Annotated in this window: 16 protein-coding genes; 8 read left to right on the forward strand and 8 right to left on the reverse strand. The window is 53.2% G+C overall.

Features of this window, described 5'->3' with window-relative positions; all coding sequences use genetic code 11:
- Positions 1-85: 85 nt before the first annotated feature.
- Positions 86-994 carry a LysR family transcriptional regulator gene (locus E1297_RS45920; RefSeq protein ID WP_155150400.1) on the reverse strand — a complete coding sequence of 303 codons (909 nt, stop codon included), beginning with the start codon at positions 992-994 and terminating at the stop codon, positions 86-88.
- A 99-nt stretch (positions 995-1093) separates the two neighbouring features.
- Here E1297_RS45920 and E1297_RS45925 point away from each other — a divergent pair, with 99 nt between their 5' ends.
- The 3 genes from E1297_RS45925 to E1297_RS45935 all read left to right on the forward strand — a co-directional run bounded on the left by E1297_RS45925 (position 1094) and on the right by E1297_RS45935 (position 5765).
- Positions 1094-2620, forward strand: coding sequence for a sulfatase (locus tag E1297_RS45925; RefSeq protein ID WP_155150402.1), 1527 nt, complete (start codon positions 1094-1096; stop codon positions 2618-2620).
- A gap of 34 nt (positions 2621-2654) precedes the next feature.
- Entirely contained in the window at positions 2655-4316 is a 1662-nt protein-coding gene (locus tag E1297_RS45930; protein ID WP_155150404.1) for an ABC transporter substrate-binding protein, read from the forward strand.
- A 414-nt stretch (positions 4317-4730) separates the two neighbouring features.
- Positions 4731-5765 carry an AraC family transcriptional regulator gene (locus tag E1297_RS45935; RefSeq protein ID WP_209016391.1) on the forward strand — a complete coding sequence of 345 codons (1035 nt, stop codon included), beginning with the start codon at positions 4731-4733 and terminating at the stop codon, positions 5763-5765.
- Between the two features lie 1103 nt (positions 5766-6868).
- Here the strand turns inward: E1297_RS45935 and E1297_RS45940 are convergent.
- The 5 genes from E1297_RS45940 to ugpB all read right to left on the reverse strand — a co-directional run bounded on the left by E1297_RS45940 (position 6869) and on the right by ugpB (position 11985).
- Positions 6869-7816, reverse strand: coding sequence for a glycerophosphodiester phosphodiesterase family protein (locus E1297_RS45940; RefSeq protein WP_209016392.1), 948 nt, complete (start codon positions 7814-7816; stop codon positions 6869-6871).
- Complete coding sequence (gene ugpC, locus E1297_RS45945; RefSeq protein ID WP_155150412.1) at positions 7816-8871, reverse strand: sn-glycerol-3-phosphate ABC transporter ATP-binding protein UgpC; 1056 nt, start codon at positions 8869-8871, stop codon at positions 7816-7818. Before ugpC ends, E1297_RS45940 begins: the two co-directional genes overlap by 1 nt.
- Before the next feature lie 3 nt (positions 8872-8874).
- Positions 8875-9711 carry a sn-glycerol-3-phosphate ABC transporter permease UgpE gene (gene ugpE, locus E1297_RS45950; protein ID WP_155150595.1) on the reverse strand — a complete coding sequence of 279 codons (837 nt, stop codon included), beginning with the start codon at positions 9709-9711 and terminating at the stop codon, positions 8875-8877.
- A gap of 20 nt (positions 9712-9731) precedes the next feature.
- Positions 9732-10613 (reverse strand): sn-glycerol-3-phosphate ABC transporter permease UgpA, encoded by an 882-nt coding sequence (ugpA, locus tag E1297_RS45955; protein ID WP_155150415.1) that lies wholly within the window; start codon positions 10611-10613, stop codon positions 9732-9734.
- A gap of 61 nt (positions 10614-10674) precedes the next feature.
- Complete coding sequence (ugpB, locus tag E1297_RS45960) at positions 10675-11985, reverse strand: sn-glycerol-3-phosphate ABC transporter substrate-binding protein UgpB (RefSeq protein WP_155150417.1); 1311 nt, start codon at positions 11983-11985, stop codon at positions 10675-10677.
- Between the two features lie 10 nt (positions 11986-11995).
- Between ugpB and E1297_RS45965 the strand changes: the two genes are divergently transcribed.
- On the forward strand, positions 11996-13078 hold the full coding sequence (locus E1297_RS45965) for a LysR substrate-binding domain-containing protein (RefSeq protein ID WP_209016393.1): 1083 nt from the start codon (positions 11996-11998) through the stop codon (positions 13076-13078).
- A 389-nt stretch (positions 13079-13467) separates the two neighbouring features.
- Here the strand turns inward: E1297_RS45965 and E1297_RS45970 are convergent, their stop codons facing one another.
- Together E1297_RS45970 and E1297_RS45975 are read right to left on the reverse strand one after the other, a co-directional pair.
- On the reverse strand, positions 13468-14802 hold the full coding sequence (locus E1297_RS45970) for an NAD(P)/FAD-dependent oxidoreductase (RefSeq protein WP_155150420.1): 1335 nt from the start codon (positions 14800-14802) through the stop codon (positions 13468-13470).
- Between the two features lie 218 nt (positions 14803-15020).
- Positions 15021-15833: a LytTR family DNA-binding domain-containing protein gene (locus tag E1297_RS45975; RefSeq protein WP_155150423.1), complete on the reverse strand. Its 813-nt coding sequence runs from the start codon at positions 15831-15833 to the stop codon at positions 15021-15023.
- A gap of 161 nt (positions 15834-15994) precedes the next feature.
- On the opposite strand from E1297_RS45975, the gene E1297_RS45980 reads away from it, so the two are divergent.
- The 4 genes from E1297_RS45980 to E1297_RS45995 all read left to right on the forward strand — a co-directional run bounded on the left by E1297_RS45980 (position 15995) and on the right by E1297_RS45995 (position 19216).
- The gene (locus E1297_RS45980; protein ID WP_155150425.1) at positions 15995-16534 is read left to right on the forward strand and encodes a cytochrome b; all 540 of its coding nucleotides are present in this window, start codon (positions 15995-15997) and stop codon (positions 16532-16534) included.
- Positions 16531-17622, forward strand: coding sequence for an amidohydrolase family protein (locus E1297_RS45985; RefSeq protein WP_209016394.1), 1092 nt, complete (start codon positions 16531-16533; stop codon positions 17620-17622). The genes E1297_RS45980 and E1297_RS45985 overlap by 4 nt, the downstream gene beginning before the upstream one ends.
- A 143-nt stretch (positions 17623-17765) precedes the next feature.
- Entirely contained in the window at positions 17766-18566 is an 801-nt protein-coding gene (locus tag E1297_RS45990; protein ID WP_155150428.1) for a phosphatase PAP2 family protein, read from the forward strand.
- A 248-nt stretch (positions 18567-18814) separates the two neighbouring features.
- Positions 18815-19216 carry a LuxR C-terminal-related transcriptional regulator gene (locus E1297_RS45995; protein WP_196223573.1) on the forward strand — a complete coding sequence of 134 codons (402 nt, stop codon included), beginning with the start codon at positions 18815-18817 and terminating at the stop codon, positions 19214-19216.
- Positions 19217-19315 lie beyond the last annotated feature (99 nt).

The raw sequence follows: 19315 nt of genomic DNA on the forward strand, positions 1-19315 counted from the left end.
CTCCAAAAGCGTTCACTTGTTGCGGTTGCTCCAAGAATTTTGTGATTTGGTCTGGCTAGCTTTCGTTTTTTCAACGAGTCCGATGCTAACAGTTGAAGCCACTGAGCCATGCTTGGATTTTTTCGACCTCTTCAATTAGGTAGGTTTGGAATTCGCGATCTATCAGCGATGCGCTGGTGCCCAAAGGCTCGAACACTGCAAACCTGTAGTCCGGCAAATCTTCGACAATACGGGGTTGTCCGTCATGGTTCTGATGCCAGTAATGGGCTGTAAACGCATCTACTATTGGGAGGCCGCCGCAGTGCTGGCTGAGGGTAATTGCGGCCAGCGATGTCTCGGCGGTCAAGGGTGAGTGGATATTTGCACCCACGTTGCGCACTGCCAGCTCATCCGCGACTTGCCCCAACAATCCAATGATCGGATAAGGGCGCAGATCGCGCAGCGACAAAGGGGTTCGTTGCGCACCAAGCGGATGTTCAGCAGGCACAAGGCACATGTGGGGTAAAGTGCCTTCGTGAAGGACCCTCATACCGGATGGCATATGTAATACATTCGCAAAGCCGGTTCTGAGTGTTCCAGAACGAGCGAAATCCAGCACCCATTTCGAGGATTTCACCTGCCATACCACTTTGATGTTTTTCTCGGCGACCTGAAGCCGGGCAAGGGCGCTGGGCACAATTTCCAGCGATGCCGCCGTTATGGTCGCGATCGACAAGGTCCCTCGTTCCTTTCGGGCGATCTGTGCGGCAGCCTCTTCCAGATTTGTCAAAACGAGGTAATTCCGTTCGACTTCTTCAAGGAAGGCTTCAGCTTCTGGTGTCGGAGAAACGCCTTTGCTTTTCCTCTGGAACAAGGGCACGCCAAACTGCCTCTCCAAGTCGCCGAGGATTCGGCTGACACTGGGCTGGGACAGGTTCATTCTTCGCCCGGCTGCTGAGACGGATCCGGTCTGCATGACCGCCCTGAACACGGCTAACTGCTTCTGCGTAAACATGGTATTTGTTTTGCAAATATCAGAGGTAATTAATAGTATTTTTCTGAATGCAATAACGTCGCTACGCTTTTTTTTGACTATCTAACGCGGGCGATATCGATGCCAAAAAATATCATCCTGATCATGACCGATCAGCAGAGAGCCGACAGCTTAGGCTGCACTGGAAACCCTGTCGTCAATACTCCGAACATCGATGCTCTGGCCGCGTGCGGGGCGGTGTTTCGTCAGCATTTCACCCCGCACCAGATCTGTTCGCCAAGCCGTTCGACATTGTTTTCCGGCCTCTACGCCCGCAATCATGGTCTGACCCGCAACGGAGTGGCCTTGCCCGGTGACTTGCCTCTGATCACCCATGACCTGAAAGAAGCTAGCTATCGGACGCATGGGGTCGGTAAATTTCACTTCCAACCCATCCTGGCCGGGCTCGAACACGCTATGCCAGATTCGAACGCGTTTTGGAAACTGCCGGAAAGCGACGGTTGGAATGGCCCGTTCTACGGGTTCGATACGGTGGATATCCTGATCGGTGAATCCGTAAGCGCCACCGAAGGCGGCCACTATGCGCAATGGCTGAACGAGACCGCACCGGACGCCGCGGCGCTATATCTACCGGAAAACGCGCTGGAACCGCAGGCCGGAGATATGGATGAGGTCTGGAAATCCGCGATCCCATCCGAGCTTCATTACAATACCTGGATCACCGACCGGGCGCGCGATTTCGTGCGGGATCAGGACAAAGAGCAGCCCTTTTTCCTGTTTGTCTCTTATCCCGACCCGCATCATCCGTTCGCACCGCCTGCGCCTTGGTGTGACATGTACGACCCGAACGACGTGCCCGCCCCGGCACTGAGGCCGGACGAACTGTCTGACATGCCGTCCTACATACTGGATGGTGACCGCGAGGAAACAGGCAAGAGTTATGTGGAGTTCCTGCGCAACCCAGGCCCGCCACGCGAGCAGGGGTTCATGCAGACAACGCAGCGGTTTTCCGAAACCTCGCTGCGTCAGGCTATCGCTCACACCTATGGAATGGTGTCGATGATTGACAACTGCATTGGTCGTTTGATGGCCCAACTCGAGACAAGTGGGCTGGCAGAAGACACGCTGATAATATTCACGTCAGATCACGGAGAGCTGCTGGGCGATCACGGTCTGATCCGCAAAGGCCCGAGCCCTTACAGATCGCTTCTCCATGTTCCACTGATCATGGCGGGCCCCGGTATTGCGCCAGGTGAACGGAACACCATTACCAGCCATCTGGATTTGCGCGCGACACTGCAGGACTACATCGGGCTTCGGTCACAGCCGACGGACGGGCACTCGTTTCAGCCCCTGCTGTCGGATCGAGATGCGCCCGCCCGGTCGGAGCTGTTTGCCGAATATCATCCACGTACCCGCATGGATACCTACAACCAGACCCTCATGACAGGTGATTGGCGTATCACGATCTATCCCGAGAACCCGGAGTGGGGAGAATTGTTCCACCTGCTCAACGACCCGGGTGAACATATCAACCTGTTCTTCGAACCGAAATATAGCGCAAGAAAACAGAACTTTATTGAGCGAATGGCGCGTGAATTCCCAGCTGCCGCGCAGGCAGGTGGACCATCTCTTGCCACTTACTGAAACGTGCCCGCTCAACCATCACAGGGAGCTTCCTATGAACTCAAATCAAACAAAGCGAGACGTGCACCCCGCCGCGCAAATGCACGCTTGCGAATTGCGCGACGGTAAAATCACAAGGCGCGAATTTCTTGCCCGATCCACCGCACTTGGTCTCAGCGTTGGTGCTGCCTATGGCCTGTTGGGCGAAGCCAGCCCGGCATATGCGCAAGAGGCAACGCCTCAACAGGGCGGTACTTTGCGGATACAAATGGATGTCAAAGGGCTGAAAGAGCCTCGCGTTTACGACTGGTCCCAGATCGGGAACATGACCCGTGGAACATTTGAGTATCTTGTCGAATACAACAATGACGGATCGTTCCGGGGAATGTTGCTGGACAGTTGGGAGGTGAATGACACCGCAACGGAATACACGCTCAAGGTTCGTTCGGGCGTGACATGGCATAACGGCGACCCTTTTACTGCCACTGATGTGGCTCGCAATATCGAAGGCTGGTGCGACAAGACGGTAGAGGGCAATTCGATGGCCGGTCGCATGGCAACGCTGGTGGACAAGGAAACCGAAAAGGCCGTTCAGAACAGCATTCAAGTGGTCGATGATCTGACCCTCAAACTGATCTTGCCGCGTCCCGACATTTCTTTGATCCCGGCCATGGCGGATTATCCAGCGCAGATTATCCACTCGGGGTTCAACACCAACGATCTGCTGAACAATATAGGTACGGGCCCATACAAAATTGCCGAGCTCGCGGTAGGTGAGAAATGTGTACTGGAGCGTGTCCCGGATCATGTCTGGTGGGGGACAGAAGTTTATGGCGGTCCATATCTGGATCGCATCGAATATCTGGATTTTGGCACGGACCCCTCGGCCTGGCTTGCGGCAATCGACGCTGAAGAAGTTGACATGCTCCATGAGTCAGTAGGCGAGTATATCTCCATCCTAGACGATCTGGGGCTCGAGAAATCTGAGGTGGTCACTGCCTCGACCTTAGTGGTTCGACCTAACCAACTGGCCGAAGTTGACGGCAAACGCCCCTATGAAGATGTTCGGGTGCGGCGCGCGCTGGCATTGGCGGTAGACAATGCTGTTTGCCTCGAACTGGGCTACAACAATTTTGGGGCACCTGCTGAAAATCACCACGTTGCGCCTGTGCATCCGGCCTATGCCGAACTGCCGCCACCTGAATTTAACCCAGCCAAAGCCCAGCAGCTAATGAACGAAGCCGGGATGGCTGATTTCGAGCATGAGCTGATCTCAATTGACGATGACTGGCGTAAAAACACCTGCGATGCGGTAGCGGCCCAGTTGCGTGATGCCGGCATCAAAGTAAAGCGGACAGTGCTTCCGGGCTCCACTTTCTGGAACGACTGGACCAAGTACCCGTTCTCGGCCACAAACTGGAACCACAGGGCTCTTGCCGTACAAATTCTGAACGTGGCCTATCGTTCAGGCGAGGCTTGGAACGAGTTCGGTTGGGAAAACAAGGAGTTCGACGCCTTGTTGGATGAGGCGCTGGCGATTGCTGACGCGGATCAGCGCCGTGAAGTCATGGCGAAAATCCAGAAACTGATTCAGGATGAAGGCGTTGCCATTCAGCCCTATTGGCGCGCGCTATACCGCCACTACCGCCCCGGTCTGGCAGGTTGTGGACAACACCTGACGTTTGACCATCATCACTACAAGATGGGCTGGGCATGAGGCATGCTTGTGGGGGAAAATGGCAAAGTTTGCCCCACACTTTACAACCATATAACTGCGGCAAAAACTGAGACTATCGGGACGGGACAGCCCTAGCCAATTGAACGTGCCTTTATCGATTCGAGGCCGCGGATGTCTGGAAAGTAAGGCTGCAGCGGGGCATGGCTCTGTGAATTTGCAGGTCAGACAATATCCGTAACCACGATAGTCTGCGGTCGCAGTATGCGCTTCGCGATCATACATGGGTCGCGCGGCGCGCGTCAGTTTGGGGCTCACCGCTTCCGTTCTCTGCGGCTAGCCCCCTTGTAGCAGCCAAACGATTGCTTGGCATAGCTTTTGCACCCTGTCTATTATTGCCCAAAACACAAACGCCCCGGTTTCACAGGGCGCATCAATTTCGGGCGGTATGTCAACGTGAATGAAAACCAAACTAGTTCTGATAGCCAATCCTGGAATGTTCCAGGTTTTGGTGTGCATCACATAGCCAAACTTCTGGACAACAGAGGTTTAGATATTGTTGCGCTGCTGAAATCGTCCAACCTACCCGTTGATATTCACGAAACTCCCCCGGATTTTGTCGACGTTCGGAATGAACTCCGCCTCCTGGAACTCGCTATCGCTGAGACCGGAGCCCCCCTGTTTCCGATCTCTGCAGGAACAACCTTCAACCCGAGAAAAACAACACTTCTCAGCTATGTCGTTCTGAATTCTCCGACCGTTGGCGAGGCAATCGAGAAGGCCGTGAACTACGCTCGCTTGGCTCGGGGTTTTGCCAAACTGTCATTCTATGAAGACGATCGCGGCATGTTTCTGGAAATAGATTCCGTTGCCCAGCTTTTGCACGCGGATAGTGCTCACAATGAGTTTCGAGTTTCCGCTTTCTTGACCAGTCTTCAAATCGCAGCTGAGACAGCATTGCCTGTGCTTGAGATACGGTTTCCGCATAAATTGACTGAAGAGAAGCAAACACAGATTTCCAGTGCACTATCGGTTAATGTCAAACAGGGTCAACGCGTTCCAGGTATCCTGTTTGACAAGGCGGTGATGGCTGTTCCGATCAAGGATACGGACCCCGCATTGCTTTTGCATCTTGAAACGCATGTGCAAAACCTGATGAAGGAGTTAACGCCAGTCATCGGTGAAACAAGTTCGATGGTTCAGGGTGAGATAACTTCGCGACTGTCATTCAATGCTCCGACACAAGATGAAATTGCGAAGACGCTTGGGATGAGTATCAGTACACTTGGTCGTAAACTTGCCAAAGAAGGCACAACCTACAAGCAACTGCTAAAGGACATTCGTGCAAGGCTGGCAGAGCAGTATCTTGATGACCCCAAGCTAAGTCTTTCCGAGATTGCTTTTGCGCTGGGCTATTCTGATCAGGCAGCCTTTACCAATGCCTACAAGACTTGGACGGGCCGCTCTCCAGGCAGTGTGCGCACGGCTTAGAGCGATCTCAGGTTGCTCAAATTCGTCTGGGACGGTGAATTTGAGCATGTTCTGGCGTTTCGTCATGGAAACCGAGATCAGATAAGAAGGCGTGGAGCTTTCGTCACAGTTCCGGGGGACTTCACCAAGACGCAACGAAAAGCTCTCCTTGGATCAATAGCATGGCGAGTATTTGCTATGGTGTTTTTGGTGGGGAGGAATCTCGCTGCATATGGAACCCAGTGGCGCTGCACTAAGACCCGGTTCAAATTCTCTGTTGATGGCTGCCTCGGGGTCTCCACTAACTGGACTCCAGTCGGCCCCGCCCAGCCCCGCAACCGGCAATTCGTTCCCGAGAGTATCGCTTGATTCCAGGTGGGCGCTCAGGTTCGGACGGGACAACTCACCTCCGCCCAATGCTGCGTGGCCAAATGATGGATGCGCCATGGACGTTCCCGCGCTTGTAACAAGGGCGAACACTGTAGCAGTTGCAATCATTACCTTTTTCATCTTTTCGCTCCTTTCAATTGAGTGTGTTTGACACGCTGTGTGTGCACTCAATTTGGCAACCTGCGGCTCAGATTTATTGCGCTGGCACGTCAAGGTTTTGAGAAAAGACACCAGATTTGGCCCGTTGGCGGCGTACGTTGCTGCACGGTCAATTCAACAAAACAACTGGCCCAGTATTTGTGCGCCCCACAGATTGGGCTGATTGCTATCGTCGGTGTGCGGGCCAAATCCGTGAAATCGAAAACGAGCCGCCGAACTAAAAAAGGGCGCGCCTTTCAACAGCGCGCCCCAGTCCACAGGGAGGATAATGAAAATCTGCGCTTTGTAATATGTTCAAGCGCAATCAACTAATGCCCTCAGTATTGCCGGTTCCAACGCGTGTGTCAGTGACGCGGGTCACACTTCTGAAAATTTGGACACGATCTGGAGTTGCGTCACGGAATTAGAGATCAGATGGGAGGTCCGCCCGTTTCTGCCGATCTTCCACGTGGCGAACCCCGACGAGTCTCTATGCCTTTCGTCTAACAAGGTAGATGGAAGTAGTGACGCGGTTGTTCCTCTTTGACCCAGGCTGGAATAAACATGAATGGCGTCGGATCATTTTGACGCAGAGATCACTGTTGGGTGATGTGCCAACCCATGCCTAAATCCGACAGTTGCCTTTGAACTCGTCCAGGGTAATCAGAAACGATTGCGTCCACGCGAAGGTCGATCATCCTGCTTATCTCTTCGTGCTCATTGACCGTCCACACGGCAACACACAGGCCCAGCTCTTTTGCAAGTGCCACATTTTCTGCTGTCACATCCGCATAGTATGGGCACCAAAGCGAACCGCCGGCTTGTTTGACCAGCGATGGAATTTCATCGCGACGGCCGCGAAAGTCCGGACAGACAGCTTTCGAGGAATCTTCGCCAACATCGTCCGCATTTTCCGGAAGCTGGGTAAGATAAGAAGACGGCATGTCAGGGGCTTGTCGCTGGCATTCCTCCAGTAGATTCCAGTCGAAACTGTGCAATACCGCGCGCGATGACAGACCTTTGTCACGAACTTCCTGAAGAACTCGCCCGACAAAGTTCTCTCTGTAAGGCGCATCGTGAGCCAGGTCAGGATCCGACTTCAGTTCGAGCATCAGATAGGCATCGGCGTATTTGGGGTCATCGATCAAATTGAGCAGGTCCAGCAGCCTTGGCACATGAACGCCGTCCAGTTGAGCCTGATCCGGAAAACGACGACCGTACGCCGAATGCCCATCCAACCGCCCGATATCGAATTGCCGGATTTGCTCGAAGGTCAATGACGAAACCTTCGGCTCCTCGCCGATGAGAAACAGGCCATCTGCGTCGCGAAAGCTCGGTGCGTGTAGCCGGTGGTTGTGGGTTATGACCGGTACGTCATCAGCCGTCAGGACGACATCAAATTCAAGAAGCGGAACGCCGATGGAAAGCGAAAAGTCAAAGCCAATCATGCTGTTTTCCGGCAAAACGCCTCGCGCCCCTCGATGACCCACAACCCGGATAAGGTTATTACCGCCACGAAAGGCCTCGACCTGAGGAAACGCCATCAACTTTCCAATCTTTCGCCGGTTGATTGGTCAAACAGATGCATGTGTTCTGAGGCAACCGAAAACCGTATGTTCGGATGTCGGCCTTCGATCGGGTGGACACCCGGAAGGCTTATCGTGATCGCTCCGCCGACGCCGGCAAGTTGACCGTGCAGCAGAGTGTTTGCTCCCAACGGTTCTGCCATCTGAATCGCCGCTTCCAGCGGACCGTTGTCATCCAACAACAAATGCTCTGGTCGTATCCCCAGTTTTAACTTGGTATCAGGACCCGCAGATGAACCAACCTTAATGTCGCCGATTTTGATCGTCCCGTTTACACGCTGGGCGTCAAACACGTTCATCGCGGGGCTGCCGATGAACTGCGCAGCGAACAGAGTTCTCGGTGTTTCATAAACCTCAAGCGGTGTGCCAATCTGTTCGGCGATACCGCCGTTCATGACGATCATTCTGTCAGCCATAGTCATGGCCTCGACCTGATCATGGGTGACATATAGCGCAGTGATCCCCAGCTTTTCCTGAAGTTCGCGGATTTCCAAGCGCATCTGAACACGTAGTTTGGCGTCGAGGTTCGAAAGCGGCTCATCAAACAGGAAGACCGCTGGCTCCCGGACAATAGCCCGGCCCATTGCCACGCGCTGACGCTGGCCGCCTGACAGCTGTCTGGGTTTGCGATCCAGTAAGGGTTCCAGCTGCAACAGCTTGGCAGCTTCGGTCACTTTTTGATCGATCTCAGCCTTGGGTAACTTGGCGATTTTGAGGCCATATCCCATGTTCTGGCGCACGGACATATGTGGGTAGAGCGCATAGTTCTGGAACACCATTGCGATATCGCGATCCATCGGTTCCTTGTCGTTGGCCCGTTCTTCTCCAATCCGGATTTCACCTGCAGTCACCGTTTCCAGACCTGCAACCATCCGGAGTAGCGTGGATTTCCCGCAGCCCGACGGCCCAACAATTACGATGAACTCACCGTCCGCGATATCTATGTCGATGCCATGGATGACGTCGGTTGGGCCGAAGCTCTTTTTGACATTCTCAAGGGTTACTGTTGCCATTTCTTACTTCTCGCTATCGACAAGGCCGCGCACAAAGAGCTTTTGCATCGACACAACCACGATGACCGGCGGGATCATTGCCAGAATGGACGTCGCCATAATGACAGGCCATTCGGCCACATCATCACCGGAGGGGAACATCTGTTTGATACCCATCACGATGGTGTTCATTTCGGGATCGGTGGTGATCAAAAGCGGCCAGAGATATTGGTTCCACCCATAGATGAACAGGATCACGAACAACGCCGCGATGTTGGTCCGGCTCATGGGCACCACAATATCAATGAAGAACCGCATCGGACGGGCACCATCTACTCGAGCAGCTTCGGCCAGTTCATCTGGGATCGTCAGAAAGAACTGACGGAACAGAAACGTCGCCGTGGCAGAGGCGATCAAGGGGAAGATAAGCCCATAGTAGCTGTTGAGCATGCCGAACCCGGCAACAACTTCGAATGTTGGAACAATTCGGACTTCAACCGGAAGCATCAGCGTCAGGAAGATCAGCCAAAAGAACGTCGTCCGCCCGGGAAAGCGAAAGTAGACAATCGCAAAGGCAGAAAGCAGTGAGATCACGATTTTGCCCACCGCAATCCCAATCGCCATCACGAGGCTGTTGAACAGCATGGTGGCGACAGGGACATTCACACCAGAAAACAGCGCGGCCTTGTAGTTTTCCCAGAACTGATCGCCGGGAAGAATTGGCATGGGTGGCGATACGATTTCCGGCTGAGTCACAGTCGACGCCACGAACGCCAGCCAGATCGGGAAAAAGATGATTAATACGCCAAGGATCATCATGGCATGGGTCAACCAGATGCCCATGCCGCGTTTTTCGACCATTCCGTGTTGTTGGGCTGCCATCAGTAGTGCACCCTTTTTTCCACGTACTTGAACTGGATGACGGTCAGCAGGCCGACAACGATCAGAAGGATGACCGACTGCGCCGAAGATGAACCGAGATCCTGTCCGACGAACCCATCCGAGAAGACCTTGTAGACCAGAATGGTCGTCGCCTGTTGTGGCCCACCACCGGTAATCGTGTGTATCACTCCGAAAGTTTCAAAGAAGGCATAGACGACATTGACCACCAACAGGAAGAACGCGGTTGGTGACAAAAGCGGCAGCACGATCGTGAAGAACCGGCGCCAGAAGCGCGCACCGTCAATCGCAGCAGCCTCGATTACCGACCTTGGGACCGATTGCAGTGCCGCGAAAAAGAACAGGAAGTTATAGCTGATACGCCCCCAAGCCGAAGCGACAACCACCAGACCCATGGCCTCGGTGCCGTTCAGAACGTGGTTCCAGTCATAGCCAAGCTGGCCGAGGTACCATGAAACGACACCAACACGCGTGTTGAACATGAATAGCCACAAGACACCGGCCACGGCGGGGGCAACGGCATAGGGCCAGATCAGCAGCGTCCGATAGACCCCCGATCCCTTGATCAGGCGATCCGCAATGACTGCCAGAAACAAAGCCGGTATCATTGAGCACAGCGTGACGAGCGTTGAAAACACTGCAGTTGTCACAAACGATGCGCGATAAAACTTATCGCTCAGCAGGAACTCAAAGTTGCCAAGCCCCACAAATTGGGACGACAGCCCAAAAGGATCAGGTATGAACAGAGATTGCCAAACAGCCTGCCCAGCCGGATAGAAAAAGAATACAGCGGAAATGATGACCTGCGGGGCGATCAGCGCCAATGGCAAAAGCCAGCCGCGAAAGGTAACGCGTTTTTCCATCCTGATAGTCCACCGAAGAAAGAAAATGCGGGCCCTGAAAAGGCCCGCATCGAATTACGACTTATTGATTGGCGGATTCGAAACGGCGCAGCAGCGCGTCACCGCGCTCTTTCGCGCTGTCCATCGCTTCCTGAGCGGTCTTCTCACCAGACCAGACGGCCTCAAGTTCTTCGTCGATGATGCCACGAATCTGATCGAACGATCCCAGACGCAGGCCTTTCGAGTTTGCGGTTGGTTCTTTCGCTGTCATTTGAATGACTGCGATGTCGGTGCCTGGGTTTTCATCATAAAAACCTGCGGCACGAGTAACCTCACCAGCTTCTGAGGTGATCGGAAGATAACCGGTGTTCTGGTGCCAGGCCGCTTGTACATCAGGTGATGACAGGAAGCTCAGGAACTCTCCGACGCCCTTGTACTCTTCGGGGTCATGACCTTCCATCACCCACAGCGAGGCGCCACCAATGATGGTGTTCTGTGGCTCGCTCACGGCCGATTCCCAATAGGGCAGCGGGCGTACATCAAAGTCGAACTCCGCTTCTGAGCTGATCCCGGCATAACCTGCCGAGCTTTCGGTGAACAAGGCGCATTCGCCAGCGCGGAAGTTCGCGCCACCTTCGTTTCTGCGACCTGTGTAGATGAACTTTCCGTCTTTGGCCCAGTCACCCATTGCAGTCAGGTGTGCAACTTGGGTCGGACCGTTCAGCATCAGCTCGGTATCCAGTCCGGCAAAACCGTTGTCTTGCGATGCAAATGGAACATCGTGGTAGGCTGACAGGTTCTCAAGGTGGATCCAGCTTTGCCATGCGGTCACCAGCGGGCAGTCTTCGCCACCGGCTTTCAGTTGTTCAAGTACGTCGCCGACTTTTTCCCAAGTGGACAGGTCTGTATCAGGATCGACGCCCGCCGCTTCCATGGCGTTGCGGTTGACCCACAAAACCGGCGTCGAAGAGTTGAAGGGCAGAGACAGCATGTCGCCATCAGTGGTCGTATAGTACCCTTTGACGGCGCCGATATAGGCGTCAGGATCAAAGGACGCACCGCTTTCGGCCATCACTTCGTGAACTGGTTTGATCGCACCTTCCGCCGACATCATCGTTGCAGTGCCAACCTCGAAAACCATCAGGATATGCGGCTGCTCACCGGCGCGGAATGCCGCGATGCCTGCGTTCAGAGTTTCCGAGTAGTTGCCCTTGTGGCTCTCGACTATGACGAACTCATCCTGGCTGGCGTTGAACTCTTCAACCTGGGCTTTCACAAGATCACCCAGTCGACCGGTAAACGCATGCCAGAACTGAACTTCGGTCTGCGCCATCGCCGCCACGGGGGACAACGCAGTAGTTACGGCGAGAGCGCCGAGAAATTGCTTATTCATGATTCCTCCCATGCATCAAATTGATGCGTTCACTAACACCAAGCGCATGGCGCATCTGGTGGGCTTATTATCCCAACGACGTTACCGATGGCAGGATATAATTCAAGACCTTATTATTGGCAAAAAACATAACATTATATTATATGATGGCGGGGCGCAGCGGAAATTGGAACCAATCATGAGCCAAATCTTGAGAATTAGACAATTGGAAGCGCTTATGGCTGTGACCACCAGTGGTTCGGTTACAGGGGCGGCGACAGAACTTGGGGTCAGTCAACCTGCTGTCAGCAGACTGCTATCAGATTTGGAAAAATCGCTTGGGTTTCAGCTTTTTGACCGGAGCAAGGGTCGGTTGGTGCCAACACAGGAGGTCCGCTATCTACAGCCCAGCGTAGAGCGAGTTCTGGAACTCATGAAACAGATCTCTGATGTCAGTCAGGACATCACACAGCGTAAAGCTGGGCACATCCGTGTCGCTTGCTTGCCTGGGTTCGCTACCAGCCATCTTCCCAACGTCGTCGCCGAGTTTTTGGAGGATCGGCCCGGTGTCACCATGACAATCGAGCCAGACAGACCAGAGCGTATTCTCGAGTGGATGATCGGTGAGCAGTATGATTTCGGTATCACTGACAGCTTTAACGGTCATCCGGCTGTTGAAAGCAGAAACATCGATGTTCGCACAGTATGCGTGTTTCCTACTGGGCATGAGTTGGAAAACCTCTCCGAGATCACACCGCATGATCTTGTAAATGCCAAGATTATTCACACACGTCGCGACAGCGACTTTTTTGGGCGCCTCTCAAAAGCGTTTCAAAACGCCAATGTCAAATTGAACTCCCACATCGAGGTCAGGCAGTTCACAGCGGCCTGCGAGTTGGCGGTCAAAGGTGTAGGGGTGTCTGTGGTTAGTGAGTTGGACGCCATCCAGTATGCAGCGCGCGGGTTGAGCTATCGGCCGTTCAGACCAATCTTGTCACATACACTCTCGCTCGTGCGCCCGATCTTGAAGCAACCGTCACTTGTGACGCTTGAATTCATCGAACAGTTCCGTGAAAGCTTGGTCCCGTTCAAGGCAGAAGAAATCAGCCGATAGCCAAAGGGTTGCGAATGCGGACGTGGACTGCTGGCAAGCCACATAGTCTTGGTGTCCATAGTGAACAGCGAAATTTTAAGCGTTCCGATCGACGCCAAAAATGCACCACGCCCGTAGAGCCAAGAGCAACGAAACATCCATTGGCTTTGCTACAGAGTGGAGAAGGTTTTGCTCCTAACTTTCTAATGTTCGTTTTTTCCGCTCACTTATCATTTGCCACCTGATGCTGAACGTCTTGGGTGTGTGGTCCGCAACCTGCTGTACGAGAGAAAGACTGAAGTGGAACCAACGATAATTCTGGGCTCGTCGGACCAGTTGACGCAACAGAAACGAGTTGCGGCAGTGAACCCTTTTTGCCGAATGCCGCACTGCATCTAAAGGTCTGCATTTTAGTTTTCAATGATACGGGTCGCAGCGTGTCGGCCTGACAAAAACGCTCCATGCGTTGTGCTGTGATAATCAAATATCGTGTGCTCACCAGCAAAGAAAAGCCGCTCAGCTACAGGTTCACCAAAGACTTCAAATTGTTCGGTTGACCCGCCGGTTTGCGGATAAGAATAAGCCCCTCGAAAATTGGTGTACTCAGACCAATGTGTGCTCAGAACGGTATTCGGCTCGTCTACATGCTCTCCCCAAACCGCCCGCAGAACCGCCAAAGCGTCTTCAGTCATCTCCGATTGGCTCATTCGATCTGCAATCGGGGCGTAACTGCCAAAAGACAAGCCAAGCAAAACGTTTTCTTCACTAAACGTCCGGTAGTTTAGCCAATAGTTCCACCGTCCCTTTGGCTCGGTTACGATCCCAAAATACTGGGTCTTTTCGTCCCAGAAAGCCTTGTCAAATCTCAGGGCAATCTTCGTCACCGAGCCAAAGCCAAGCTTTTCAATTGCCACTTGCAGGTCAGTCGGCAGAGGTGGGTCAAACTCAATATCGTTGGTTTTCAACACACCCAGAGGAACCGAACAAATGGCATAGTCAGCCGGGATGCCGTTCACGATCACACCGTCATCGCCGTATGCAATGCGGTTGACCGGGGTACTTAATCGAATGTCCAGTCCGCTCATCAGCGGAGCCAAGATCGTGTCATACCCTTCGGTGAAAATGACATCGTCGCCTTCAAAGGCCGTATCTGCAAAGGCATTGGCGGCAGAGATATCCTCGATACCCGCGCCAATATCAAATTCAACAAAGGCAGAGAGCAACCACCGGCCCAGAGGGTCATTCAGCACCTCGGGTTCCAAATCGGCGATGGCCTCCTTGATGCTTCTTGTGTCCCTATTCCAGACGCGCAGATACAGCTTGCGCAACAGACGTTCGTATGTGTCATCGATGTGCTGATACTCTGCATCCGTCAGTTGGGTGCCATCCGGTCCGAAAACTTCAAGACTGTTGTCATCGGTTAGAAAGGTCGGTGCTTTGATCTGCGTCGCAAGCTTCTGAATGGGGTTTGCAGAACTTGGCCCATGTATCCAGCCTGCCCCGTATTCAAATGGAACACCCATGGACATATCGGTTCGAATACGTCCACCAGCATAGTCCCCAGCTTCCAATATGATCACTTTTGCGCCGTGTCTCAAAAGTTCCTGACCCGCAGCGAGACCAGATATACCCGCACCTATGACGATGACTGTGGTGTCATCGAGGTCCTGCGATTGGACGCCAGAGCCAAGTGATACCAGAAAAGATGCAATCCCGAGTTTTAAAGCGCTCCGCCGAGTGTACATAAGTTTCTCTCAATCCTGGCAAGTTAAGATACCGAGACAGCTATTTGTTAGTTTTTGGCATCATGCCAGCATCTTCCGAAAAGCACGATTGAACAAGCAGCGAGAGCCGATATTTCAACACTCACAATGCAAGAGTGGTTCGGTTGCGCTCATCTTCATTTGCCACTGTCGACCGGCGTTGAGAGATTCAAGAAGAGCCGTTCGTTTCCAGTTGCACATCACTGCCTTCGGGCATTGGTGAAAGCGGCATCGACTTTGTCGCGCAGCTCTGCGTATCGCCTCCGACTGACAGGAACCAGATCGCCATTACTCATTTTGCAGGTGTATGCGCTACCTTTTCGCGAAACACTGTCGACATGCTCCAAGCTGATCCAGTGAGATCTATGGCATTGAAGCCCGTTCAGGTTTTCCAGCTTGTCCAAACAATCGCCGAACTGCTCTGAAAGCAATGCACGTCCTTCGGTGGTGACGATTTCCACGTAGTGGTCCTGAGCGTGAAGGTGAATGATGTCATCTCCAAGGGCGCTCGGTACGCTGTGTATGAGTTGCTTCAATGATGGGGAAAATTCCTTTGGTTGCCCTTCGGTCTGAAGAGCGCTTTCATCTGATGGACTTCGGCGAAGAAGAAATGTCATTGCCACCGCTACCGCCAAAGCGAGCGGAGTAATTGTGACGATTTCATTCAGGAAAACAGAAACGGGTGTTCCAGCCGCTTGCAGGTCATCATCGGCATTGCCGAAACCATAGTCCAGGACGAGAGATCCCAGAGCGAAAGGTATTGGCAAAACAAGTCCAGAGGCGATTGCCGGGATCGGGTCGGGACATCTGAACCGTTGCAGCACCAGGACGCCCGTCAAAAAGAGCGCAGCAGCCAAGAACAGATGGGTAAACCATAGCGCAAAAGCCGCCAGTATAGGCACGTTTTCTGTATGGGTTGGTTCGAGAACCAATATGAAGCCCGCCCCGATTAAAGCGGCAAGCAGGACCTTTCTGATAAGCCCAGCAGAGACAGCAACTTGATCCAACTTCATGTTGAGTATCTAGCGCCCCCATCGCGAATGGTCGAGCCCCGACCGTTCGCGAAAGAACCCATACCTTTAACGCAGGTCGGCGACCGCTCCAGCGTCCGTTCTTGAAGGATCATCCCCTCTGCAGCATCTCGCTCTGCAGCTTCAAAGAAAGGGTGGCTAACATGGAACGCTACAGCTTTTCCACTCGGGTTCTACACTGGCTTATGGCGATTTGTTTCACCTTCATGTGGGCTTGTGGGTACACGATGACCAAGCTGGTACCGGATGACTCCGCGATACAGGAAGCCTTATTCTCAATTCACATCTCCATGGGCGTCTTGCTGCTGTTCCTTATCGTGCTGCGCATTGCTCTTCGGTTTGTCACACCGGCCCCCGCTCCGTTGGCGGCTTTGGCGAACTGGGAAAAACTGCTCTCGCACTTGGGCCATCTGGCGCTCTACGTTCTGCCATTGATGGTTATCCTGATCGGATGGGCTGAAACGGATTTTGGTGGACATGGCACAACTTTGTTCGGCCTCAGCATGCCAAAAATATTTCCGACGAAAGAAGCGCTATGGGGCTACAATCTCGAAACGACCACGGCGACCCTTCACAGATGGCTCGCCTACGCGATGCTAGCCGTTGTCGCGGGCCATGTTGCAGCCGTCGTGAAGCATCGCATCGAAGGCCATGACGTGCTGGGAAGGATGACATTCAAATGATCAAGCGACGTGAGTTTTTGCTATCTGCTTCAGCAATGGGCGCTATGACCCTGCCGGGTGTGTCGTTTGCAAACAGTGATCTCTGGTCCATCGGCTCAGCGGAAGTCGCCGAGCGTGACAAAGACATGCCTCTGATCGGGCTTGAAGAGCATTTTGCCACTCCGGAAATGATGCAACTCAACAACATCAAATTCCCACCGGGTGTGCCGTCCTTTGACATCATGGATGTGGGCGAGGGGCGCGTCGCCCATATGGATGAGGCCGGGCTGAATGTCATGGTTCTGTCGGCTTTGACACCGGGTGCGCAACTCCTGCCCGGTCAGCAGGGCATCGACTATGCGACAAGGCTGAACGACCAGATCAGGACTGACTACATTGATGCCCATTCGGATCGGTTTCGCGGCTTTGCCGCGCTACCGCTTACCTCGCCTGAGGCAGCCGCAGTCGAGCTTGAGCGATGTGTCAACGAATTGGGGTTCGTTGGCACGATGACCTATGGTGCTGTGAATGGTATGTTCCTTGATCATCCGGATTTCGAACCGGTTCTGACCATGGCCGAGACATTAGGCGTACCGATCTACATCCATCCGGGGTGGGCATCAAAAGAGGCAATGGATCTGTATTACGATGATTTGGGTGACCCGATTGTCAGCAGGGTGCTCAGCGGCGCGGGTTATGGGTGGCACCAGGAAGTCGCCCTGCAGTGCCTGCGCGTGATCGTCAGCGGCGTGTTTGACCGCCACCCGAACTTGCAGATTATCATCGGCCACATGGGCGAGGCATTACCCTTCTATTACTGGCGCATCGGGGATGATCTGGCAAAGGTAACAAAAGGCAAACTGCAAAAGCCTGTTCAAAGCTATGTCACCGACAATTTCCACATCACCACCAGCGCGTTTTTCCGGACCGAACTGCTTGAACTGGCTTTGACTGTGATGGGCGAGGATCGAGTTTTGTTTTCGACTGACTATCCGTTTGTCAGCGGGATTGAAGGGGCCGAATGGTTCCGTGGCGTGGATTTACCCAGGCCGGTCAAGGAGAAAATCGGGTACAAGAATGCTGAGAAGCTCTTGAATATCTCCCTCTAGAACACTTTGGCCTCAGGCAGGCCAAACGTCGATCCAGTAAATTGCAGTGCAATCTGCGCCTCTCTCGCGAGAGGTGCCCAGATGGGCTGTACCTGCTAACTCGCGCCTTGATTTGTCGTCAGCACATCGTGCGCAGCAACCCAATGAAACTCATGCAAAAGTTCGTACCAATCCATCCTGCAGCACCAAACCGAGGCCAAAACCCGTTACACTATCTGGCGAGATATCAAAGCAATCGAACCCGGATCATAATCTGGTTGTTCTTTCTGATCGCTGCTTTTCAGGCATTGTTTGCTTCAGCTCCATGGATTGATGTTTGGATTTCATCACTGTTCTGGGAGCCGGTTAAAGGTTTCGCTGCAGCGAGCTCACCTGTTTTGACAGTGTTTCGCGAGGCAGCGCAGAAAACCTACTTCTATATGGCAGTAATCGCGCTATGCGGCGTTCTCGCAGGTTCTATCGCCAGCACGTACACAGGCGTGCCGAGGCGCGTGTGGGGATTCATTTTCTGCCTGTACTTGATCGGGCCCGCGCTTCTGGTCAATGGATTGTTAAAGTCGTTCTGGGGTCGTGCCAGACCAGCTGATATTATGGAGTTTGGCGGTAATCTTTCGTTTTCCCCACCCTTTGAGATCGCCGCCCAATGTCAGGCAAATTGCTCTTTTGTCTCAGGTGAGGCCGCCGGAGCAGCAGCCTTTGCGATATCTGCCTATGTCCTGACCCGTTTTCTTCGAAACAAGGCATTGCGCCGAATTGTTTTTGGCTCTGCTCTCACGGTATCAGTTCTTGGTGCGCTGCTTCGCACTGTTTTTGGCCGACATTTCTTGTCTGATGTAATTTTTGCGATCCTTCTGGTGTCATTGATAGCAGTGCTGCTGTCGTTCATGTTCCTGGAACATCGCGGGCGTGGGCGGACGAGGCTCAAGAGTTTGGGGCAGGGCTAATGGTCTCTGAAGACCGATGTAATCATCTGGCCAAGTTGCGCAGCTTAGGGCTTTTCGAACTGTCGACTTTTGCTGCAGAGGACGGCGGTTGTCGCTTGAGGTAGTCTGCTTACTTCGCGTAAGAACCCGCGATCAAATCTACTGCCTGTGGGGAGGCCTCTATGCCATCAAAAAAACGCCTGACTTTTTCGTTCTTCGCATCGCTATTTTGCGCCTGCATTATGTTGTTCGAAGACATTGGTGAGGCAATGGGCGTGGCCTGGATTGATGAATGGGATGAAATTCATGTCTGGGAAGTCCTGATCATGTTTTCACTGTTTGGTTCAATCATGGTGCTTGGGTTCGAAGTTCTGAAAATGCGCCGATATCAAGAGTCACTTGAAGATAAGGTGGCCAGGGCCTCTAGCGCCTTTGAGGATCTGCTGAACGCATATTTCGAGCAATGGTCTTTCTCAGAGGCCGAGCGTGCGGTTACCCGCTTGTTAATCAAAGGGTGCTCGATCGCTGAAATGGCGGAAATTCGCAACGCCAAGGAAGGCACCATCAAAGCACAAACCAATTCGATCTACAAAAAGTCCGGCTATGCAGGCAAAACTCAGCTGCTCAGTGCTTTTTTGGAAGATCTGACAGATGGCGGATCGGTTGCTTGACGCCAACTATTGGTAGGGGCGTCGCACTCAGAGCGACACCCCTGTCCACATCTGCCGCATAAAGTCTCATGTTGGCATAAACCCTTGTGAAAAATGCAT

This window comes from Roseibium sp. RKSG952 (genome assembly GCF_009711355.1).

What these genes read in the sequence shown, in the direction of transcription:
- E1297_RS45995 (WP_196223573.1), top strand. Translation starts at nt 18,815, where the DNA reads ATGGGCGTGGCCTGGATTGATGAATGGGATGAAATTCATGTCTGGGAA.
- E1297_RS45985 (WP_209016394.1), top strand. Translation starts at nt 16,531, where the DNA reads ATGATCAAGCGACGTGAGTTTTTGCTATCTGCTTCAGCAATGGGCGCT.
- ugpC (WP_155150412.1), bottom strand. Translation starts at nt 8,871, where the DNA reads ATGGCAACAGTAACCCTTGAGAATGTCAAAAAGAGCTTCGGCCCAACC.
- ugpE (WP_155150595.1), bottom strand. Translation starts at nt 9,711, where the DNA reads ATGGTCGAAAAACGCGGCATGGGCATCTGGTTGACCCATGCCATGATG.
- E1297_RS45980 (WP_155150425.1), top strand. Translation starts at nt 15,995, where the DNA reads ATGGAACGCTACAGCTTTTCCACTCGGGTTCTACACTGGCTTATGGCG.
- E1297_RS45970 (WP_155150420.1), bottom strand. Translation starts at nt 14,802, where the DNA reads ATGTACACTCGGCGGAGCGCTTTAAAACTCGGGATTGCATCTTTTCTG.
- E1297_RS45975 (WP_155150423.1), bottom strand. Translation starts at nt 15,833, where the DNA reads ATGAAGTTGGATCAAGTTGCTGTCTCTGCTGGGCTTATCAGAAAGGTC.
- ugpB (WP_155150417.1), bottom strand. Translation starts at nt 11,985, where the DNA reads ATGAATAAGCAATTTCTCGGCGCTCTCGCCGTAACTACTGCGTTGTCC.
- E1297_RS45920 (WP_155150400.1), bottom strand. Translation starts at nt 994, where the DNA reads ATGTTTACGCAGAAGCAGTTAGCCGTGTTCAGGGCGGTCATGCAGACC.
- E1297_RS45930 (WP_155150404.1), top strand. Translation starts at nt 2,655, where the DNA reads ATGAACTCAAATCAAACAAAGCGAGACGTGCACCCCGCCGCGCAAATG.
- E1297_RS45940 (WP_209016392.1), bottom strand. Translation starts at nt 7,816, where the DNA reads ATGGCGTTTCCTCAGGTCGAGGCCTTTCGTGGCGGTAATAACCTTATC.
- E1297_RS45965 (WP_209016393.1), top strand. Translation starts at nt 11,996, where the DNA reads ATGCATCAAATTGATGCGTTCACTAACACCAAGCGCATGGCGCATCTG.
- E1297_RS45925 (WP_155150402.1), top strand. Translation starts at nt 1,094, where the DNA reads ATGCCAAAAAATATCATCCTGATCATGACCGATCAGCAGAGAGCCGAC.
- E1297_RS45990 (WP_155150428.1), top strand. Translation starts at nt 17,766, where the DNA reads ATGAAACTCATGCAAAAGTTCGTACCAATCCATCCTGCAGCACCAAAC.
- ugpA (WP_155150415.1), bottom strand. Translation starts at nt 10,613, where the DNA reads ATGGAAAAACGCGTTACCTTTCGCGGCTGGCTTTTGCCATTGGCGCTG.